Genomic DNA, 20,732 nt, shown 5'->3' on the forward strand with positions numbered 1-20,732 from the left:
TCCGCTTCTGCCAGCTCCCAGCCTTGGGGTCGGACGGCAAACCACCACCTCTATTGGCTGGACGCGACAAGGCTGCTCTCCCCACTGGATGAGCCCGCCGTGGGCCGTCGCGCAGCGGGCCTTTTGCGAAGTTTCTTTAAGTAGCATCACGCCCCTCCCCCACCTGCACTGATATCCAACAGCCAGCACGGGCAAGGGGCAGCGGGTGAAAGACGCCAGTTTTTACAGCGCCTGCGCTAGGTAGCGGGCGGTCAGCGTGTCCTTGTCGAGGAACTCGCGCGGCGAGCAGGCCGCCACAACCTCGCCGCCGGCTGAGCCCGCGCCGGGACCGAGATCAATGATGTGGTCGGCGTGCGCCAGGACGGCGCGGTGGTGTTCGACGCAGATGAGGGTGAGGTGGTCGTCGACAAGCGTGTCAAAGAGGCGCAGCAAGGTGTCGATATCTTTCTGATGCAGGCCCACCGTCGGCTCATCGAGCACGATGATGTCCGCAGTCGCCTTGCGGTCACACAGCCGCACCGCCAGCTTCAGCCGCTGGCGCTCGCCGCCGGAGAGCGTCGAGAGCGGCTGCCCCAGCGTCAGGTAGCCCAGCCCCACGGCAACGAGCTGCTCGTACACGCGCTTCGCAGCAGTAACTTTGGCCTCGCGGCAAAACTCCACGGCCTCAACCGCGGGAAGCGCGAGTACCTCCGCGATGTTCTTGCCCGCCAGCTCGTAACCCAAAACGTCGGCAGCAAAGCGGCGGCCCTCGCACACCTCGCAGGGCACATCCGCGCTGTCCATCGCACCAAACTCCACGGTCACCACGCCAGCGCCGGAACAGGCCGGGCACGCGCCCTCCGAGTTGAAAGAGAACATTCCCGGCGTGGCCCCATCGTTGGCCTTGGCGAAGGCCTTGCGCAGCGCGTCCATCGCACCGGTGTAGGTGGCCGGGTTTGAGCGCCGCGAGCCAGACAACGAAGACTGGTCGACAACGAGGATGCGGTCGTCGTCCGGCAGGCATTCCATCAGCGATGACTTTCCGGATCCCGCAACGCCCGAAATGACCGTGAGCACGCCCAGTGGAATATCCACGTCGACGTCCTTGAGATTGTTATGGCGCGCCCCGCGGATCTCCAGCGCGCCGGTGGGCTCGCGCACCTCATCCTTCAACGCCACCTTCCCGCTGACGGACGGTGCGGCACCGACGGAAAGGATTTCGCCGCCCGCCACTCCGGCGCCGGGGCCAAGCTCGACGACGCAATCCGCAATCGCCATCGTCGCCGGGTTGTGCTCCACCACGAGCACCGTGTTGCCCTTATCGCGCAGCTGCAGGAGAAGCTCATTCATCTGCGTGACGTCATGCGGATGCAGCCCGGCGGTGGGCTCATCAAAGACATAGGTGACGTCCGTGAGCGCCGACCCGATGTGCCGCACCATGCGCGTGCGCTGCGCCTCGCCACCGCTCAGCGTTCCCGTCGGGCGCGCCAGAGTCAGGTAGCCCAGCCCCAAATCCAGGGCGGCCTCCAACCCACGCAGCGGGGCCACGGCAAGCGGTGAGTTGATGGTGCGGAGCCATGCGGAGGCGTCGGCAAGCTCCATGGCGCAGACATCCGCGATGGAGACGCCGTTGAGGTAGGACTCGCGCGCGTGCTGCGCCAAGCGCGTGCTGTGGCACTCCGGGCAGTCGATGAAGACCACCGCGCGCTCGACAAAGGACCGCATGTGCTTTTGCAGGGACTCCACGGGCTTGCTCAGCACGTTGGTTTTCAGACGCGTGACCAGCCCCATGTAGCTCATGTTGATGCCGCCGACCTTGACCTTAGTCTCGGTCTCATAGAGGTCCCGCTTCTGTTCCTCGGTGAACTCCTTGACCGGCACGTCGGCTGGGTACAGCCCGGACTCGGCGTAGGCGCGCCACATCCACGAGCCCACCTTCATGCCGGGGTACATGATGGCGCCATCGTTCAGTGTCAGAGTTTCATCAACGAGCTGGCGCTTGTCGACGTCCCCCACTTCCCCCCTTCCCTCACACCTCGGGCACATGCCGCCGGTGCGCTCGAAGCGACGCACCTCTTTGACGCCATTGGCCTCGATGGCGCCCTGCCCGGAGGCGGAGGGCACGTTGAAGGAATAGGCCGCGGGGCCGCCGGCGCGGGGCTCGGCTAGGCGGGAGAAGAGCACGCGGAGGTGCCCGGTGATGTCGGTGGCGGTACCGAACGTCGAGCGCGCGGAAGCCGCCATGGGCTCCTGACCCACGACGATGGCTGCAGTGAGCCCTTCCAAGCGGTCCACGTCGGGGCGGGGTGGGGCTTGCATGAAGCCCTGCACGAAGCCGGGATAGGTTTCGTTGATGAGACGCTGCGATTCAGCCGCAACGGTATCGAAGACCAGCGAGGTCTTGCCGGATCCGGACACACCGGTGAAACAGTGAGCTTGCGCTTAGGGATGCGCACGTCCACGTTCTTGAGGTTGTTTTCGCGGGCGCCGGTGACGGTGATGAATTCTTGTTCCACGGCTCAGCAGTCTACTAACGGGGCGGGGTCCTGCCCCGGACACGGCGAAGGCCCGCCGCCCCGCAGATATGCGGGTTAGCGGGCCTTCCTTACGGCTATGCGGGAACCCTTGTGGCACGCGGGAAACCTACGTTTCCCGCACGCACGTTTTAGTGCGCGTGCGCGTGCGCGTGCGCAGCCTGTGCCGGCTCTTCCTCGGCGGGCTTCTCTACAACGGAAGCCTCGGTGGTGAGCACCATGCGGGCCACGGAGGCGGCGTTGACCACGGCGGAGTGGGTGACCTTCACCGGGTCGATGATGCCCTGCTCCAGCAGGTTGCCGTACTCCAGGGTGGCGGCGTTGAAGCCCTCGCCGTTGGCCTTCTCGGCAACGTGGGCGACCACAACGGATCCGTCCAGGCCTGCGTTCTCAGCGATCCAGTAGGCCGGGCGGGTCAGCGCGCGGGCCACGGCCAGCACACCAATCTTGGCCTCACCCTCGAAGCCCTCGGCGAAAGCCTCGAGCTCCTGGGAGATCTGGACCAGCGCAGAGCCGCCGCCAGCAATGACGCCCTCTTCAACGGCCGCGCGGGCGGCGTTGATGGCGTCCTCGACGCGCAGCTTGCGCTCGTTGACCTCGGTCTCGGTAGCGGCGCCAACGCGGATGACGGCAACGCCACCGGACAGCTTGGCCAGACGCTCCTCGAGCTTCTCCTTATCCCAGGTGGAATCGGTGCGCTCGATCTCGCGGCGCAGCTGCTCGCGGCGCTCCTCGACAGCCTCAGCGGTACCTGCACCATCCACAATCACGGTGTCCTCCTTGGACACGGTGACGCGGCGGGCAGAACCCAGCACCTCCGGGCCGACCTCCTTGAGGTTGATGCCAACCTCAGGGTCGACGACGGTAGCGCCGGTTACAACAGCCAAGTCATCCATGAAGCCCTTGCGGCGCTCGCCGAAGTACGGGGACTTCACGGCGGCGACCTTGAGGACCTTGCGGATGGAGTTCACCACGAGCGCCTGCAGCGGCTCGCCCTCGATGTCTTCAGCGATGATGAGGGTCGGGCGCGAGGACTCCGCGATCTTCTCCAGCAGCGGCAGGAAGTCCGGCAGGGAGGAGATCTTGTTGCGGACGAGGAGAATTGCGGCGTCGTCAAGCACGGCGTTGTAGGTCTCCTCTTCCGTCGCGAAGTACGGGGAGAGGTAGCCCTTGTCGAAGGAAATGCCCTCGGTGACGTCCACGGTGGACTCGATGGTCTGGGACTCCTCGACGGTCACGACGCCGTCCTTGCCCACCTTGTCCATGGCGCCAGCAACCATCTCGCCGACCTCCGCATCGCGGGAGGAAACGGTGGCAACCTGGGAGACCTCCGCGGAGGAGTTCACCGGGGTAGCGCGCTTCTTGAGCTCCTCGACGACCTTCTCAGCCGCCGCTTCGATGCCCTTGTTCAGCTCGATGGGGTTAGCGCCGGCTGCCACGTTGCGCAGGCCTTCGAAGACGAGAGCCTGAGCCAGCAAGGTGGCGGTAGTCGTACCGTCACCGGCGATGTCGTTGGTCTTGACGGCCACGGACTTCACCAGCTGGGCGCCGAGGTTCTCAAAAGGATCGTCGAGGTCAATGTCGCGGGCGATGGTGACGCCGTCGTTGGTGACGGTCGGGCCACCAAAAGCCTTGGACAGCACGACGTTGCGGCCACGCGGTCCGAGGGTGACCTTGACGGCGTCGGCAAGCGTGTCTACACCGCGCTGGATGCCCTCGCGGGCCTCCTGGTCAAATGCAATCAGTTTTGGCATAGGGTTAATCGCCTACTTTTACTTCTCGATGACAGCGAGCAGGTCACGAGCGGACAGCAGGAGGTACTCCTGGCCGTCGTACTTCAGCTCGGTGCCGCCGTACTTGGAGAAGATGACGGTGTCGCCCTCGTTGACGCCAACCGGGACGACCTCGCCCTTGTCGTTGGTGCGGCCCGGGCCGACAGCGACGACGGTGGCCTCCTGCGGCTTCTCCTTCGCGGAGTCCGGGATAACCAGGCCGGATGCAGTGGTGGTCTCAGCTTCAACGATCTGGACGAGGACCTTGTCCTCCAGCGGCTTAATGTTTGCCATGATGATTTCCTCCAAAGTGTTCCTAGTGCGCGTCCACGTGGACGCGCGCGTGCCGGTTGTGGGTGTCCAGCACAGCCGTCGTCGCGGGTGAACAACTGTGGGTCAAAACAACCTGCCTAGCACTCTACCCTCGCGACTGCTAGCCCTCAACGTTGTGGGCCGCTAACCCGTTCGCCCTCCGCGAACGACGCGACTCGGGTGTGTACAAAGCCGGCCAACGCCAGCTTGACGACGCCCAGGGCAATAAACATTGCGCCGAATATTACGGCGAAGGACGGCCACCACAGCTCCTCCAGGATTGTCCGACCGAGTGCCTCTTGTGGGGTAAGGAGGCGGTGGAGTGGGAGGAGCGTCGCCAAACACAGCGCCCAGACCACGCCGGCCGCAGTCAGGGTGAGGCACGCCGCCTCCCCCACTTGCACGCGCGCCCAGGCCGAGGGGGCGGCGCCCGCCAAGGTGAGGCCACGAATATCGGCCGCGATGCGCCCGTGCATAAGCAGCGAGGTAAGCACGGCGCCCACGATGCTAGGTGCGAAGACTGGACCCAAAAGGGCGAGGAAGGCCTGCCACGAGGACAGGGTGCCTCCGGCGCCTGCGTCGTTCCCAAAGCGCAGGCCCGAGCCGACGGCGACGATAAAGCCGCCGACGAGCACCCACGGCACGATGTGCGGGGTGGAAAAGCTTCGGCGCACGCGCACATTAGCCCCAGCGATGCCGGCCGCGCGGGTCCATTGATCCAGGACGGGCATAAGCCAGGGCAAAAAGAGCGCGACAAGGATGACCAAGCCCATCTCGGCCGAGAGGAGGTCGCCGGGATCATCGATGTGTAGGCATCCATAGACCGTACTGCCGACAGCAACGGACGCGAGCAGGAATTTCACCATGAGCCACGCCGGGTGTGCGGTGGCGTGCGGCCGAAAGACTCGGCGCAGTGGAGGCAGCGCTCCGACTAGGGCCGCGGACATGCAGACAACTATCGCAATACCAACGACCTGGCCTGTAATCGCAATGTCTGGCAAAGGGATGCCGTCGCTGCGCAGGGCGCGCACGCACGGCGCGAGCAGTGGACGGGCCGGCAGCACACCAAGAAATCCGGCGGCCGCGCTGACCACCGCGACTTGGCCCAGAATGAAAATCAGGATCATCCACCCAGGCATGCCCACCATGCGCCAGGAACGGTAGACCGGCTCGCGCTCAGCGATGATAAGGCGCATCTGCGAGAGCGTCACCAGCACTACCACGCACAGTGACATGCCCAGCACTGTGCCGCCCAGAGGCCCAGCGGGGTTTTCTTCGGCTCCGGGGGAAGCGACCAGCATGGCTAGCGCTAGGGTGCACGAGGTGGAAGACACCACCAGGGTCAGCGCTACGGCCAGCCACGATAGCCAATTGGACTGTAAGTCCTTAAGCCACACCAGCATGGGCCACCTCCTCCAAGGAAATGACCCGGTCGGCCGCCTCGGCGGCAAGGTGCGAGTGAGTCACCATGATCACGCTGGCTCCATCGCGGGCAACGGCGTGAAGGTGGGAAAGGACGGTGGAAGCGGTGGCGTCGTCAAGCGCGCCCGTGGGCTCGTCAGCGAAGATATAGGGCGCTTGGGCCAGCAATGCCCGGGCGACAGCCACGCGTTGCTGCTGCCCACCAGAAAGCTGTGCGGGCAGGCGGCTCTCCAATCCAGCGAGACCGAGCGAATCGAAGACCTCTGCCACACGGCCGCGTGCAGGGCGCCGGCCGGAAAAGCGCGCCGTCAAGGTGGCATTGCGTTGCGCGTTGAGGGATTCCAGCAGGTTGTAGTCTTGGAATACAAATGCACGCTGCTTGCGCCCCGGCGCGTTGACTCGGCCGGAAGTGGGCTTATCGAGCCCGGATAACAGGTTCAGGAGCGTGGTTTTGCCGCTTCCCGATGGCCCCATGATGGCAACGAATTCGCCTGGGGCGATAGACACATTGACGCGATTGAGCACGGTGCGGCGGCCGTAGCGCTTACTAAGGTTTTCTGCTTTTAACATGCCTTTGATTCCACTCGGCCACGCACAACAATGACATGGGGCGGGCTGCCCGAAAAATGGTGGAGCTAGCTCCACTGCCCTTCCACCGGCATGGCGGATAGGGTCGAAGACTATGCGAACCTTCAAAGCCTGTGCGTGGAGCCTCCTCCTCGGCATGCTGTGTATCCCAACCTTGGTGATTTCGGTGCTGATGCTGCCGTGGATCCCGTTGGTGGGTCGCGCCGCGGAACTTGTCGGCCGGTTGGGCGCGCAGTGGATGGGCGTGGAAATTCCACCCCGGCGCGCAGATCGATGGTTTGATTGGCAGCAGTTCTATCACCTCGTGTTGCAGTTATTGATTTCGACTGCATGCTTTACCGCGTGGACGGCCCTGGGTTTCACAGCGGGTGTGCTAGCGATAGCGCCATTCGTACCTAAGGCCGAGTTCTCCGTTGGCGAGTGGTCCACCTCCAACCGACCGCTTATTTTCTTAACCTGCTGGCTGGCTGCTCTGTTGCTTGTGTTGTTACTGGTAGGTCTCAACCGCCTCTTGGTCTCAGCGTCGGTCTCGCTGACCCGACTGGCATTGAGTCCTTCGGCCGAGGAAATGGCGGCCTCGCGTGCCACGCTTATCGATGCCTTCTCCGGCGAGCGCCGCCGCATCGAACGCGAACTGCACGATGGCCCGCAGCAGTACCTCACTGCGCTCAAGCTCAACTTGGCCGCGGCAAAACTACAAGCCCCGCCCCAGGCACAGCAGGCCTTGACTGACGCAGAACATAATGCCTCTTTGGCTCTGGCTTCATTGCGGGCGACAGTGCGTGGCATTGCGCCGCAGGTGCTTTTCGACGACGGGCTTATCCCCGCCCTCGACGAGTTACTCGCCCATTCCGGGCTTGAGACCACACTTCGCGTAGAGGGCGCTGAGAGCTCGATAGACGAGACCACAGCACTGCTGGCCTATCATGCAGTCGCCGAGGCGCTCACAAACGCCTCTAAACACGGCGCAGCCACCGAAGCCGTGGTAACGGTCGCTTTTAGGGATATGCTGCGCCTAGAAATCGTAGATAATGGCATGGGCCCCACGGCCAAAGAGCCGGACGGTGAGAGTGCAGCTGTGGGTTCGGGCACGGGCCTCGCCGGGCTGCGTGAGCGTGCTGCTGCACTCGGCGGCACAGTAACCTTTGGTGCTGATAGCACCAATGCTACGGGTAAAGGCGGCGGCCAGCTGCTGGTCAAACTACCGCTGAAGGAGGCGGAATGAAGTTACTACTCGCAGAAGATTCCGCGCTCCTGCGCGCGGGTCTGGAGCAACTACTCGGTGCTCTCGGTCATAGCGTCACGGCGGTCACAGATGCCGAAGCACTGCGCGCCATCGCAGTGCAGGAAGACTTCGACCTCATTATCAGCGATGTGCGCATGCCGCCCACGATGACCGATGACGGGCTTCAAGCCGTGCACGATCTGCGGGCAGCCGACCCCACCCAACCCGTGGTGGTGCTGAGCCAATACGTAGCGGCAAGCTATCTCGACCGCCTCCTGGAGCACGGCGGATTCGGGTACCTACTCAAGGAGCGCGTTTCTGATGTTGAAGAATTCGTGCGCACGCTTGACGATGTCGCCCGCGGCGGCACCGTGGTGGACCCAGAGGTGGTCACGGCGCTGCTTTCTGCAAGGCACACTGGTCTAGCCCGGCTCACCGCTCGCGAGCGGGAGGTACTGGGGCTTATGGCCCAAGGATTGAGCAATAAAGACATTGAAGACACGCTCGTCCTTACCTCCGGAGCAGTAAGCAAGCATGTCTCCAATGTATTTATAAAGCTCGGGTTTCGACCCGAGGACTCCAACCGGCGGGTGAAGGCCGTATTGGCATGGCTGCGCCACACCGAGCGCTAGAAAAGCGCTGAGGCCCTACAAACAAGGGCTGGAATTAGACCTGTCGGTGGGAGTTCAGCACAGCCGCGCGCCACAGCTGGTACTCCTCCGGGTTGTCCTCGCGGTAGTTCTTCACCGCGCGGATGCCGTGCTCCACGGCCTCGGCGACCTCGTCGATGTTCTTGTCGTCACCGTCGGCAGCAACGAAGATAACCGGACCGCAGATGGAACGGATTGGGTCCTGCAAGAAGGCGGAATTGCCGGTCGCAGCTGCATTGCGCGCCAGGGAAGCCACCGGGTTCGGGTCGGCGCCTTCAGCCTTGGCGTTCGGGTTAAACAGCGCCGCGTAGGTCTGGCCATCATCCTGGAAGGCCACAGAGACACGATCCTCGGTGGTGCCGCCGAGGAATTGATTTGCGTGCTCGAGCTCAAACTCGATGGTGCGGCGGGACAGATCGGGGTTAACGAGGAATCCAGTGGTCATAGCGGTGTGAGCTCCTTATGTGCGAGCGAGGCAATTATCGGTCATCACACTACCTGCACCCTGGGGGTTGCGCATCCGCTAGCGCGCAGCAGCCACGAGCGGCACTTCCACCTCAAGCTGTGTATCGGTCCCGCATGCCAGGCCGGAGGGTTCTGCGCCTTCGTGGATGAGCTGGGCGGCCACCGCCGCGATCATCACGCCATTATCGGTGCACAGCTTGAAGCGCGGCACACGCAGCTCGATGTCCGCGGATTCGCAGCGCTTCGCCGCCAGTGCGCGCAGCCGCGAATTCGCCGCCACGCCACCGCCGAGCAGCAGTACCTTGGCGCCAGTGTCCTGGCAGGCGCGCACGGCCTTGGCGGTCAGCACATCTGCCACCGCCTCCTGGAAGGAGGCACACAGGTCCTCAACCTGGACCGTCGCGCCCTCGCGCTCGGCTTTTTCCACGTGGCGCGCTACTGCCGTTTTGAGGCCGGAAAAGGAGAAGTTGTGGCGGTTGGGCCCGCGCAGGTCCTCGGCCTTGGACAAACCACGCGGCAAATCGATGGTGGGCTCGCCTTGGGCGGCCAGCTTATCGATGACCGGCCCTCCCGGATACCCCAACCCCAACAGGCGGGAGACTTTGTCGTAGGCTTCGCCGGCGGCGTCGTCAAGCGTGGTGCCCAGTTCCTTCATGGGTTTGCCCACGGCTTCGACCTCGAGCAGCTGGGTGTGGCCGCCGGAGACGAGCAGCGCCACCGAGTGCGGAAGCTCATCGCCCTCCAGGTTGGCCACCGCGACGTGCCCGCCGAGGTGGTTGACGCCGTAGAAGGGCACGCCCCACGCGGAGGCGAAGGCCTTGGCTGCCGACGCCCCGACGAGGAGCGCGCCGGCCAGTCCCGGCCCCACGGTGGCGGCCACCGCATCTGGCTTCTCGACGCCCGCTTCCTCCAGCGCTGCCTTCATCACCTGCGGCATCGCTTCGAGGTGGGCGCGGGAGGCAATCTCCGGCACCACGCCGCCGAAGCGCGCGTGCTGCTCCATGGAGGAGGCGACGACGTCGGCGCGGATCTCCATGTGGCCGTTGTCAGACAGCTCGATGATTCCCACGCCGGTTTCGTCGCAGGAGGACTCGATGCCGAGGATTAACATCTCTCACTCTTTCGTGGTCGGTACATGGTGTGGGCGTCCGCGCCGGAGGGCTGGTAGTAGTTGCGGCGCAGGCCGTTGATGACAAAATCATAAGCCTCATAGAGGCGAATGGCCGGATCGTTGCCCACGCGAACCTCAAGGAAGATGGGCGCGTCGTGGGAATCTGCAAGCTCGACGATGGCATCCATCATCAGCCGCGCGATGCCCTGCCGTTGAGCCGCCGGGTCGACGCCGATGGTGCGGATTTCGTATTCCGGCCACGCCGCGGGCCCCATCCGCCCCACGCCGGCGTAGCCGAGAGCTTCGCCGCGGTTGACGTTATGGCCCACGCGGTTGTCGTTGTGGTCATCGCGGTTGTCGTTGTGGTCATCGCGGTTGACGCTTGCGTCAACCGCCCAGTAGGTTGTGTGCCCCGCCGCGATTTCCTGCTCGAAGGCACGCGCCGGCCAGGGAGTTTCACCGGGGAAGAGTACTTTTTCTAGTTCGGCGCAGCGGGGTGCGTCCTCAAGCACGAGCGGACGCAGCCTCATGATGCCGGTGTTTCCCCGATGCCGCCGACCAAAGCGGCCGAGCGCGGCTTCGCCTTCGGCTCCACGGCATCGGGACGCCGCAGGTACAGCGGGACGAGCGGCGCGGGCTCGGCAGAAAGATCAGCGCAGGCAACCAGTCCCGCCACGCGCGGGGTAGCCCACTCGCGGGGAAGGCCGGCGATCTCTTCCGGCAAGCGTGGGGCGATGGACTCCGGGAACACTAGGCGCGTGGTCTCCGGGCTCGAGAGCCCAGCGGCGCCCAGTTCCAGAGCCTCCGGCTTCGACACGTTCGGGCCGCTGAGACGCTTGCCGTCGGCGTAGGTGGCCCAGTAGACCTCTTTGCGGCGGGCGTCGATTGCCACCAGCCACTCCCCCGTGCGCCCGTGCGCGATGGCATCCAATGTGCACACGCCATGCACCGGCAGGTGAAGAGCCACCCCCAGAGCGGAAGCGGTAGCCATGCCCACGCGCAGGCCGGTAAACGGTCCGGGCCCCGTGCCGACGACGATGGCGGAGAGGTCGGAGTAGGTCAGGGAGGCGTCGGCAAGCAGCTCCTCGATAGCGGGGATGAGCTGCTCGTTGTGAGCGCGCGTGCCGCTAATGACGCGGTCGATACTCTCCCCGGTGTCGGTATCAACGATGCCCGTCACCAGGTCCGTGGTGGCGGTATCGAGTGCAAGAACCTTCATTAGCCTGCGAGGTGCCAGTCGGTGTCGACGTAGTCGGGGTTGTTCTTACCCATCTGCTCCACGTAATCCTGGGTATCGCGAATAAACTGCAGCGGCTGGCCCTGCTGGAACGGCAGCAGCGGCGGGATGTCCTGCTTGGCTGCTTCCGGCGACTTCAGCTGCTGCAGCAGACCATCACACAGGTCCACCTGTGCGCGCGGGAGCTTCTCCGCCTTGAATTCACCGGTCTGCGAAGCCAGCAAGATGTAGTTCACGTCATCAGGCACGGCCCCGTCTGCGAAGTCAATGTTCAGGTTCTTCGTCTCCACGCCGCCCTTCTTGAGCTGATCTTCGGTGGCACCCGGGCAGACGGCGGCGACCGCACCCCACTCCTGGCCGTACACATCCTGCGGGATAAACATGGCGAAGTCCAGGTTCTTCGGGTACGCGCTCAGGGACTGGGCGACTGTCGACGGCTCCTTCGTCTCCGCCTGCGCTGGCCGGACCATCGGCAGCACGATGAGGGCGGCAAGGAATACGGCGAAGCCGCCGATAACGACAGTGGTGATGAATTGACCAAGCTTGTTCATAAAGGTGTTTTAGCTCCTCACGCGGGGTAGCGGGAATAAACAGTACGGGGATATCCTACGCGACAACCATCAAACAATAATCAAGGCCAAGACCTGGCACATGAGAATCTTTCCGATCATCGCCGTGGGGTACACGGTGGCATAGCCGCGCTCTGCCAGCTGAGTACCGGTTTGCGGGTTGAGGTAGGCCATGATCGCCGGGTTCGTGGTCATGCCGGCGGCGATGCCCATCGACTCATCAAACTTGAGGCGCAGCGCCAGCATGGACACCGCAACGATGCCGATGGCGGAAACCAGCGTCAGCATAATGCCCACGCCCATGTACTTCAGGGAGGTCGGATCCGACAAGGCATCGCGGAACTGGCCGCCTGCCGACGTACCCACGCCCGCCAAGAACAAGGTCAAGCCCAGCGTGGAAATCGTCTGCTTCGCGTGGAAGGGAAGCTGCCAGTTAATTGGGCCCGAGCGGCCCAGCGCGCCCAAGATGAGGCCGACGACGATGGGGCCGCCACCAAAGCCGAAGGACAACGTAGTGCCGCCCGGAAGCGGAATCGGAATAGCGCCGAAGAGCAGACCGATGAAGAGGCCTAGGGCAAAGGGCAACAAATCGACGTTGCCGAGCTTGGCTTCGGAGTCGCCGAGGAAACGGCGGACGTCGTCAAGCCTGCCCGGCGCGGTGATGACGCGCACACGGTCCGAGTAGTGCAGGACGGTTTCCTCGTTCGGCACGACGTCGGAGTCGCCGCGGCGCACGCGCGCGATGAGGAAGCCTTGCTTGACAGTGTCTAAGTCCTTGAGCTGATAACCCGCAACACGTGGGCTGGACACGGTCAGGCGCCGGTAGACCAGGCCATCCTCCTCATGAAGGTTGATGTGGATCTCCTCACCCAACTGGGAAATCGCGCTATCCAACGCGGGCGCTGTGCCGTTGAGCAGGAATTCCATGCCGGCACGCAGCGGGAGCTCCGGGTAGGCCAGGTCGTGCTCGTGCGGGTTGTTCACATGGCGGGTGGCGATGACGCGCTCACCGGTCACCTCTTGGAGGTCCCCCACCGTGGCGTCGAAGTCACGGGTCAGGCGCACTGCCCGCCACTCGAGCGGTTCTGCGATCATGCCCTCGGCGCGCGCGTCCTCAATGTGGTTCACGCGCAGCACCTTGGCGCCAATCGCGGCAACCAGAATGGTTCCGATGATGCAGCCCGGGTAGGCCAGGGAATAGCCCACCACCGGGGTGCTATCGCCGCCCAAGGCTTCGACGACCGCGGCCATACCAGGCGTCGAGCTCACCGACCCCGCCAGCGTGCCCACGCTGATCGCCGGGTCGAGATCAAACATGCGCATCGCCAGGGTGGTCAGCCCCGCCAACACGAAGAAGAAGACGATGACCACCATGGACATCTTCCATCCACGCCGGCGGAAATCCTGGAAGAAGCTACGGCCGAAGTTCAGGCCGATGACATACACGAAGATGGCCAAACCAAATTGATACACGAACGCCGGGACCACGATGTCCGGGTTGGCCGCGGACAAGCCTAAGGCCACGAACATCGCAGCGGCGGCGCCGAGCGAGATGCCGAAGACATTGATCTTGCCGACGGCTAATCCCACCGCCATGATGAGAAAAAGCGTGAGCAGGGGCTGTTCAGCAAGGAAAGCCAGCACGTTAATTCACCCATTTCCATGTGAATACGCGGACGTCATCGTCCGAATCGCGGTTGATTGTAACGGCGAGGTACGAGTCAGATAGCCGCTCCATGAAGCCCCCGCCCCATTCGGCGACGACGACGGCGTCCTCTATTTCGGTGTCTAAGTCTAGACTGTCCAGCTCCCCCAACGGATCCTCTGAATGATCCAAGAGGCGGTAGGCATCCACGTGCACCAACGTCGGCCCGCCCACGCGCGAGGGGTGCTCGCGCGCAATGACGAAGGTCGGCGAGGTCACCCGCCCCTTCGCCTGCATTCCGCGGGCAATACCCTGCGTGAAGGTGGTTTTCCCGGCGCCCAGGGGACCATCAAGAATAACCAGGTCCCCGGCCTCTAAAGCCGCGCCCAGCTCCTCGCCGAAGGCCTGAGCATCCTCCGGAGTGGCCGCCTCGCGGTGTCCTTCGTGTGGAAAATCACTGCGCATCGCTAGCTCCTTCGCGGTATGTGCGCTGGGTGCGCCCGGTGGGGCGGCACAGTACTTCGTAGTTGATGGTCCCGGCTGCCTCGGCCAGCTCGGACGCGCTCATGCCGCCACGGCCAAAGATAACGGCTGTCTCCCCGGCGCGCACACCGTGGGGATTAGCCCCAAGGTCGACGACAATCTGGTCCATACAGACCCTGCCCACCTGCGGGTAGAGCTCGCCGCCGATCCCTACCTGCAGCGCCCCTTGAAAGGCTCGCGGCAGGCCATCGGCATAGCCCACGCTGACGGTGGCGAGTTGACGGTCGCTGTCTGCTGTCCAGGTCAGGCCGTAGCAGGTGGACTCCCCCGCCGAAATCGGCTTCACCGCGACGACGGACGCTTCCCACGTCATGGCGGGCTTCAGCTCATGGTCGCGCCCGGCCACCGGTTCGAGCCCATACAGGACCAGCCCGACGCGCACCTGCTCGAAGCGCGCCGAGGGGCGGGTCAAGGCCGCGGGCGAGTTGGCTAGGTGGTTCAGCGGGCACTCAAGCCCGACCTCACGGGCAAGCGCTAGGGCCTGGCGGAACTCCGATTCCTGATGATCATTGTGCGGGTGCTCCGGCTCGTCCGCACAAGCAAAGTGGGACATGAGGCCCAGGACGGTGATGTGGGGGGCGTCGGCAAGCAGGCGGAAGGTCTCCTCCCACGCGTGCTTGTCGACGCCCGAGCGGTGCATCCCCGTCTCCACCATCACGAAGACCTCGGTGGGCGCATCAGTGGCGGCGATGAGCGCCTGCGCGTGCGCCAAAGAAGGGATGCCGATCTGGATTCCGGCGGCTAGGGCCGGGGCGAGGTCCTCCGTCGGCTCCCACAGCCAGGCGGCAATGGGAAGGGTGTCAATGACCTTCCGCAGCGCCACGGCCTCGGCCAGCGTGGCCACCCCGAAGGCGTCCGCTCCCGCCTTCGCCATGACCGGGGCGCAACGCTCGATGCCGTGGCCATAGGCATCCGCCTTGACCACGCACATGAGGCGGGCCGGGGCCACCGCCTCCTTCACGCGAGCGACATTGTGGGCAATAGCGTTGAGGTCAACGGTGGTTTTCAACATGCCCACCATTGTGCCACTTAAGGGTGCGGCGCTATTCGACGGTCACCGACTTCGCCAGGTTGCGCGGCTGGTCCACGTCGTAGCCCTTGGCGGTGGCTACACCGCAGGCGAAAATCTGCAGCGGCACGGTGGCAAGCAGAGGCTGCATAAGCGTCGGCGCCTTCGGGATGCGGATGATGTGGTTGGCGTAGGCCTCGACGGCCTCGTCGCCCTCTTCCGCGATGACGATGGTGATGGCGCCGCGGGCGCGGATCTCCTGGATGTTGGAGACGACCTTGGAATGCAGGGAATCCCGGCCGCGCGGGGAAGGCACGATGACGAAGACCGGCTGGCCCTCTTCGATGAGCGCGATGGGGCCGTGCTTGAGCTCGCCGGCGGCGAAGCCCTCAGCGTGCAGGTAGGCGATCTCCTTGAGCTTGAGCGCGCCCTCCAGCGCGACGGGGAAGCCGACGTGACGGCCCAGGAAGAGCACCGACTTGGCGTTCTCCATGGCGTTGGACAGGTCGTAGACCTGCTGCTCGTTGTCGATGATTGCCTGAACCTTATCCGGCATATCACGCAGATCCTCGAGGACGGAGTTGACCTCATCGGAGAACATGTTGCCGCGCAGGCGAGCCAGGTAGAGGCCCAGCAGGTAGGTCGCGGTGATCTGCGCCAGGAAGGCCTTGGTGGAGGCCACAGCGATCTCCGGGCCGGCGTGGGTGTAGAGGGCAGCGTCGGACTCGCGCGGGATGGAGGAACCCTGGGTGTTGCAGATGGCGATTACCTTGGCACCCTGCTGGCGGGCGTGGCGCACGGCCATGAGGGTATCCATGGTCTCGCCCGACTGGGACAGGGCCACAACCAAGGTCTTTTCGTTGACGATCGGATCGCGGTAGCGGAACTCGTGTGCCAGCTCCACCTCGCACGGGATGCGGCACCAGTGCTCGATGGCGTAGCGCGCGACATGTCCTGCGTAGGCGGCGGTGCCGCAGGCGATGACGATGATCTTGTCGATGGACTTGAGCACCGACTCCTCGATGCGAATCTCATCGAGGATCAGGTTGCCGGTCTCATCGAGGCGGCCCAGCAGCGTATCGCGCACGGCTGCCGGCTGGTCGTGGATTTCCTTCTCCATGAAGGAGTTGAAGCCGCCCTTTTCGGCCGCGGCGGCATCCCACTTAATCTCGAAGGGCTTGCCCTGGGCGGGGTTGCCCTCATAGTCGGTGATCTCGACATCATCCGCGGTGATGGTGACGACCTGATCGTTGTCCATCTCGACGGCGGACTTGGTGTAGTCGATGAAGCCAGAGACATCCGAACCCAGGAAGTTCTCCCCGTCACCCAGGCCGATAACTAGCGGCGAATCGCGGCGCGCAGCCACGATGCGGTCTGCCTGCTCGGCGTGGATAGCCAAAAGGGTAAACGCGCCTTCCAGGCGCTTGCCGGTCAGCTGCATGGCCTTGGTGAGGTCACCGCCGGCCTCGTTGTGGAACACATCCGCCAGGAGGGTGGCGGCGACTTCGGTGTCGGTCTCGGACACGAAGTTGTGGCCCTTGGCCTCTAGCTCGGTCTTGAGCTCGGCGAAGTTCTCGATGATGCCGTTGTGAACGACGGCGAGCTTGCCGCCATCCACCACGTGCGGGTGGGCGTTTAGATCGGTCGGGCCACCGTGGGTAGCCCAGCGGGTGTGCCCGATGCCCAGGACGGAATCCTTCAGCGGACGCGCAGCGATTTCGGCTTCCAGCGCAGCGACCTTTCCGGCCTTCTTGCGCCAGCCAATCTCGCCATCGGCGTACATTGCGACGCCTGCTGAGTCATAGCCGCGATACTCCAGTCGACGCAGGCCCTCCAGCACAACGTCTAAGGCAAAGTACTCACGGCCATCGGTGTTATGGCCAATGTATCCAACGATTCCACACATAGGTCGAAATTTTACAGCATGATTTATCATGCGGAATCTCAAGGATCGCGTTTGATTCTCCCCCACTGCCTTATAGTGTCCACCGCTTTACCTACTCTTTGCTCTATTCTGTAAAGCGTGTCTGCGAATTTGAAGAAGCATCTCGGTACGTTGTCTAAGCGCGGCCCGCACCGCGTCCTCGTCGGAGACCTGTCTTATGCAGGGCTTGAGGGCAAGGTGTACACCCCGGTTGAGGGCAAGGGCCTGCCCGCCGTGGCGTTTGCCCACGACTGGACGAAGAGCATCAAGGACTACCACGCCACCCTGCGCCACTTGGCCAGCTGGGGCATCGTAGTGGTTGCTCCGGATACGGAGACGGGCGTCTTTGCCAAACACCGCGACTTGGCTGCCGACCTCGAATCGGCCTTGCAAATTGCCGCCGGCGTCAGGCTGGGCGCTGGCAAGATTTCGGTCTCCGCTTCCAAGCTGGGTGTCTTTGGCCACGGCATGGGCGGCGGCGTGGCTACCCTCGCTGCCGTGGATAACCCGAAGGTCCGCGCCGTCGCGGCCCTCTACCCTGCCGATACTTCCCCGTCCGCGGTTCAGGCCGCACACGCAGTGAAGGCACGCGGCCTCGTTATTGGCGCGGGCCAAGATGATATCTTCCGCGCTGGAAACCCCGCGAAGCTGGCCAACGCCTGGGGCGGTCCGGTGGCTTACCGCGAAATTGCTAAGGGCACGCAGTTCGGCTTCAGCGAGGACAAGCTCTTCAAGTTGGCGCTTGGCTCCGGCTTCTTCCAAGGTTCCGCAGTCGAAACTGCCCGCGGCCTTGTCACTGGCTTCTTCCTGTCCACCCTCGCTGGCGAATCCAAGTACGACGACTTTGCGGCTGCCGACGCTTCCGCCAAAGGCGTCGAGAGCTTCGTCGGCGAAGACCTCACCAAACGCGCCGGCTTCTAGCAACAGGAAAGGTTTCGACGAGCTAGCACCACAAGGCGCACATGTACTCCGACTAAAGCAGGACGATCGTTTATTCGTCCTGCTTTAGTCGTTTTAACCGAGGAACCTCAATGAAAAGCCAGGCGATAAGTGCAATGCCCGGCAGAAGCAACTGAGCGGCCGTCCACAGTTTTATGTGGGCCATTTCTCTGTCGTATTTAATCTCAATGCCAAGCACAACAAAAGCCACCAAGAGGTACAGCATGGGAAGAACGCCCCACAAGACGTCATAAAGCCAAGGAACTGTCATGCGGTCTTCCCCCAAACCCTGGTTGATACGTACAGCGACTACTCACGCCACGGTAGCACCTGGGGCTGCTGGCGCACAGAGGAGTTTCCCGGTTTCCGTGTCACCCGCGCCTGAGCACCGATTGCACTTGACCGCGCGGGCGGCCTCGCCCCTGCCCCTGGCTTTGGCTGTGCGCTACGCCCCTGGCGGCTGGGCTTCGCCTCTGTGGGTCCGGGTGCGTTTGGGTTTGGGCAGCACGCTGCGCAGATTTTTCCAGCTCATCCTGTGCCTTAGCCATGGCTTTCTCAAACTCCAGTAGCCGTGCTGCTGTGCGCTCGCGGAATCCGCGCGCGAACTCATCAAAATCATTGTGCGGCATTACCACTGCCCTGCCTTTCGTGCGTGTACAGACGATGTCTCTGAGCTTTCTTGCGGCGCTATGTCTGGTGCGGCCTCAGTTGCGGGAGCGGGCCCTGGCGCTGGCTCGGATGCGGGTGCTGGCGCAGAATCCGGTGCTGGCACCGGTGCTTCCGCTGCTTGCATGTGTGCGAGCTTCTCCGGCGGTGCTTCTGGCTCCGGGACGTTGTTCAGCTCCGGCGGTGGCGGCGTAACACCATTGTCAGGAGCAGGTTCCGGCGCAGGCGGCGGACAGGGCTCTGGTTCTGGCTGGGGTTCGGGCTCTGGCTCAGGCACCGCCTCCGGTACAGGTTCTGGCTCCGGCAGGTTTTCGATGAAGTCCACAGCCGCCTCGGCCAAGAGGCCCAGCCCCAGGATGGCAACCCCTACGCCGAGGATTCCCAAGCTTCCGCAGCAGGATTCTTCAGGCTTGCACTCACCCGGCTCCGCAACTGGTGGCTGCTCTGGCGCCTCACAGTCTTCACCTTCTACTGGTTCCTCAGGGCACTCCTTCTCCTCAGCCACCGGCTCCATATCCTCCGGGCAGTCAATCACCTCCTGTTGAACGGGTTCGGTGAGACTCTCCACCCCTGCATCAGCTGGCTTCGTTGTTTCTATTTCACGTTGCTGCTCACTGCAACTGCAGGACTGCGCTTCTTTCTCCGCATGGCAGCCGCACGGTTCGTGCTGCACTTCTGGCGCAGTGGATTCCGGCTTGGGCTGCTCTACGGTTTCAATTGGTGTGCTTGGAGGCTGGCTCGGTTTCGCCGGCTGTGGCTTCTCTTCATCCGGTGGGCACTCTTTTTCCTGCGCCGCAGCGGGACGGGTTGGCGCCGGCTCCTCCTGTGGCACTACCGGTTGTTCAACCCCCTGCTCAACTGGGGGCTGCGGCGGGGCAGGTGTGGAAGGAGCCGGTGCGGGAGAAGGCTGCGCTGGCGCAGCAGGTTCAGCGGACTGGGCTGGCTTCGTCGGTGCACAAGGCTCAGGCTCAGGTTGTGGGCACTGCTTCGGTTTGTCCTCGCAGCCACATTCGGGTTCCGGCGGGGTTTCCGGAAGCTCGCGCTCACACACCTCAGAACAGCGCCTCTCAAACTCGCCATAGCAATTCTCGATGGCAGTATCGCGGTCCCGGCAGGTCTGCGTAATAGTGTCATTCGTCTGATCGATCAGGTCCCCACCAATGCTCGAAATCACCGGGACGATGGCCTTCCCCAGAGGGTGCCGCTGCAATAGCATCGTTAGGATATTGAGCAGTGGAATTACAGCGGAAATGAGCTCTGCCACCGCAGAATCGGAAACATCGACCACATCCTCGATGGCCTCGGAGCACTGCTGCGCGGATTCCACCAGGTCATCGGCTTCGTCTCTCTCCTTCTCAAAGTCATCCTGCACGCCGCGCAGGTGATCCATGAGCGCTCCCCCTGCCAGCGATAGGACCGTCCCTAAAAGGAAATCCCGTAAACCATTGCCGCCACGCCGCGGGCGTCGAGCGCCCATCGCCGATGCGGTACTGCTCACCAGGTCATCCGGTTTTATCCCATCGACCGAGCCCACCATGTCTCCCAACAAACCAATAGGTGTGCTGGGTCCGGAGTAGCCGCCTAAGCTAGCGGCCTGGAACTGGGACACCGCCTGTGAATAATCACCCAAAAGTGACTTGACCATCGTGGACATCAGTTCATCCCCACTTCCTGCTCACCAAGCTGGCTAGAAAGACCACGGTCGATCTCCCCGAAGGCACGCAGCTGTGCGCGTGCAGCATCCGCTGTGGCCGATATGTTGTCCAACCGCCACGCTCCGCGCTCATGCAGCTGGCTCAGCAACGCCTGAATCTGCGCCCCATGCCCGCCGAAGTCCCTGCCCGCGGATGACGCGGGAAAGTTCGGTCTGTCCCCACGATGCGCGTCACTTTGGGCGCGGGTTTGGTCCACGACGGCGTCGAGAAGCCGCGTGGCTTCGTCCTCATCAAAAAATACGTCGGGCATGAGCGCCCTCCTTCTCGTCCACAACAAACAGTGATTCCTGCCCTTATTGGACTGAGAAACCTCCCCTCCGGTTCCCCATCACCCACAAAACACGAAACCCCAGGCCACATGGCCCGGGGTTTAGCGTGGGTGCGTAGAACTAGACTTGTTATGTCCATAGGGTTTTTGGACATGGAG

Annotated in this window: 19 protein-coding genes and 1 pseudogene; 3 read left to right on the top strand and 17 right to left on the bottom strand. The window is 63.5% G+C overall.

Annotated features, from left to right (window positions below; all coding sequences use genetic code 11):
• Window positions 1–222 precede the first annotated feature (222 nt).
• From HMPREF2822_RS04550 to HMPREF2822_RS04570, 5 genes and pseudogenes are all read right to left on the bottom strand, one after another.
• Window positions 223–2,495: pseudogene (locus HMPREF2822_RS04550) on the bottom strand (excinuclease ABC subunit UvrA).
• A gap of 149 nt (window positions 2,496–2,644) precedes the next feature.
• On the bottom strand, window positions 2,645–4,267 hold the full coding sequence (gene groL / locus HMPREF2822_RS04555; protein WP_070521544.1) for a chaperonin GroEL: 1,623 nt from the start codon (window positions 4,265–4,267) through the stop codon (window positions 2,645–2,647).
• 18 nt (window positions 4,268–4,285) lie between these two features.
• On the bottom strand, window positions 4,286–4,585 hold the full coding sequence (groES, locus tag HMPREF2822_RS04560; RefSeq protein ID WP_167595557.1) for a co-chaperone GroES: 300 nt from the start codon (window positions 4,583–4,585) through the stop codon (window positions 4,286–4,288).
• A 140-nt stretch (window positions 4,586–4,725) separates the two neighbouring features.
• Window positions 4,726–6,000: an FtsX-like permease family protein gene (locus HMPREF2822_RS04565; protein ID WP_070521546.1), complete on the bottom strand. Its 1,275-nt coding sequence runs from the start codon at window positions 5,998–6,000 to the stop codon at window positions 4,726–4,728.
• Window positions 5,984–6,589 (bottom strand): ABC transporter ATP-binding protein, encoded by a 606-nt coding sequence (locus tag HMPREF2822_RS04570; protein ID WP_070521548.1) that lies wholly within the window; start codon window positions 6,587–6,589, stop codon window positions 5,984–5,986. The genes HMPREF2822_RS04565 and HMPREF2822_RS04570 overlap by 17 nt, the downstream gene beginning before the upstream one ends.
• Window positions 6,590–6,701: 112 nt before the next feature.
• Between HMPREF2822_RS04570 and HMPREF2822_RS04575 the strand changes: the two genes are divergently transcribed.
• Entirely contained in the window at window positions 6,702–7,832 is a 1,131-nt protein-coding gene (locus tag HMPREF2822_RS04575) for a sensor histidine kinase (RefSeq protein ID WP_070521551.1), read from the top strand.
• Window positions 7,829–8,464, top strand: coding sequence for a response regulator (locus HMPREF2822_RS04580; RefSeq protein WP_070521553.1), 636 nt, complete (start codon window positions 7,829–7,831; stop codon window positions 8,462–8,464). The genes HMPREF2822_RS04575 and HMPREF2822_RS04580 overlap by 4 nt, the downstream gene beginning before the upstream one ends.
• Window positions 8,465–8,498: 34 nt before the next feature.
• Here HMPREF2822_RS04580 and HMPREF2822_RS04585 read toward each other — a convergent pair whose 3' ends face one another.
• From HMPREF2822_RS04585 to glmS, 9 genes are all read right to left on the bottom strand, one after another.
• Window positions 8,499–8,927, bottom strand: a complete 429-nt coding sequence (locus tag HMPREF2822_RS04585) for a hypothetical protein (protein ID WP_010189475.1) — start codon at window positions 8,925–8,927, stop codon at window positions 8,499–8,501.
• Window positions 8,928–9,005: 78 nt separating this feature from the next.
• Window positions 9,006–10,058 carry a tRNA (adenosine(37)-N6)-threonylcarbamoyltransferase complex transferase subunit TsaD gene (gene tsaD, locus HMPREF2822_RS04590; RefSeq protein WP_070521556.1) on the bottom strand — a complete coding sequence of 351 codons (1,053 nt, stop codon included), beginning with the start codon at window positions 10,056–10,058 and terminating at the stop codon, window positions 9,006–9,008.
• Window positions 10,052–10,588, bottom strand: coding sequence for a GNAT family N-acetyltransferase (locus HMPREF2822_RS04595; RefSeq protein WP_070521559.1), 537 nt, complete (start codon window positions 10,586–10,588; stop codon window positions 10,052–10,054). Before HMPREF2822_RS04595 ends, tsaD begins: the two co-directional genes overlap by 7 nt.
• Window positions 10,585–11,277 carry a tRNA (adenosine(37)-N6)-threonylcarbamoyltransferase complex dimerization subunit type 1 TsaB gene (gene tsaB / locus HMPREF2822_RS04600; protein ID WP_070521562.1) on the bottom strand — a complete coding sequence of 231 codons (693 nt, stop codon included), beginning with the start codon at window positions 11,275–11,277 and terminating at the stop codon, window positions 10,585–10,587. Before tsaB ends, HMPREF2822_RS04595 begins: the two co-directional genes overlap by 4 nt.
• On the bottom strand, window positions 11,277–11,846 hold the full coding sequence (locus HMPREF2822_RS04605; RefSeq protein WP_070521567.1) for a hypothetical protein: 570 nt from the start codon (window positions 11,844–11,846) through the stop codon (window positions 11,277–11,279). Before HMPREF2822_RS04605 ends, tsaB begins: the two co-directional genes overlap by 1 nt.
• Before the next feature lie 69 nt (window positions 11,847–11,915).
• Complete coding sequence (locus HMPREF2822_RS04610; protein ID WP_070521571.1) at window positions 11,916–13,508, bottom strand: aspartate:alanine exchanger family transporter; 1,593 nt, start codon at window positions 13,506–13,508, stop codon at window positions 11,916–11,918.
• A gap of 1 nt (window position 13,509) precedes the next feature.
• On the bottom strand, window positions 13,510–13,974 hold the full coding sequence (tsaE, locus tag HMPREF2822_RS04615) for a tRNA (adenosine(37)-N6)-threonylcarbamoyltransferase complex ATPase subunit type 1 TsaE (RefSeq protein ID WP_070521575.1): 465 nt from the start codon (window positions 13,972–13,974) through the stop codon (window positions 13,510–13,512).
• Window positions 13,964–15,070 carry an alanine racemase gene (gene alr, locus HMPREF2822_RS04620; RefSeq protein WP_070521621.1) on the bottom strand — a complete coding sequence of 369 codons (1,107 nt, stop codon included), beginning with the start codon at window positions 15,068–15,070 and terminating at the stop codon, window positions 13,964–13,966. Before alr ends, tsaE begins: the two co-directional genes overlap by 11 nt.
• A gap of 25 nt (window positions 15,071–15,095) precedes the next feature.
• Entirely contained in the window at window positions 15,096–16,967 is a 1,872-nt protein-coding gene (gene glmS / locus HMPREF2822_RS04625; protein WP_070521578.1) for a glutamine--fructose-6-phosphate transaminase (isomerizing), read from the bottom strand.
• Between the two features lie 117 nt (window positions 16,968–17,084).
• Between glmS and HMPREF2822_RS04630 the strand changes: the two genes are divergently transcribed.
• Window positions 17,085–17,906: a dienelactone hydrolase family protein gene (locus HMPREF2822_RS04630; protein ID WP_070521581.1), complete on the top strand. Its 822-nt coding sequence runs from the start codon at window positions 17,085–17,087 to the stop codon at window positions 17,904–17,906.
• Window positions 17,907–17,976: 70 nt separating this feature from the next.
• On the opposite strand, the gene HMPREF2822_RS04635 is transcribed toward HMPREF2822_RS04630, so the two are convergent.
• The 3 genes from HMPREF2822_RS04635 to HMPREF2822_RS04650 all read right to left on the bottom strand — a co-directional run bounded on the left by HMPREF2822_RS04635 (window position 17,977) and on the right by HMPREF2822_RS04650 (window position 20,555).
• Window positions 17,977–18,195: a hypothetical protein gene (locus HMPREF2822_RS04635; RefSeq protein ID WP_070521584.1), complete on the bottom strand. Its 219-nt coding sequence runs from the start codon at window positions 18,193–18,195 to the stop codon at window positions 17,977–17,979.
• 357 nt (window positions 18,196–18,552) lie between these two features.
• Window positions 18,553–20,244: a zinc metalloprotease gene (locus HMPREF2822_RS04645; protein WP_070521590.1), complete on the bottom strand. Its 1,692-nt coding sequence runs from the start codon at window positions 20,242–20,244 to the stop codon at window positions 18,553–18,555.
• On the bottom strand, window positions 20,244–20,555 hold the full coding sequence (locus HMPREF2822_RS04650; protein ID WP_070521594.1) for a hypothetical protein: 312 nt from the start codon (window positions 20,553–20,555) through the stop codon (window positions 20,244–20,246). The genes HMPREF2822_RS04645 and HMPREF2822_RS04650 overlap by 1 nt, the downstream gene beginning before the upstream one ends.
• Window positions 20,556–20,732 lie beyond the last annotated feature (177 nt).

The organism is Corynebacterium sp. HMSC062E11 (assembly GCF_001811845.1).
Lineage (GTDB): Bacteria > Actinomycetota > Actinomycetes > Mycobacteriales > Mycobacteriaceae > Corynebacterium > Corynebacterium hesseae.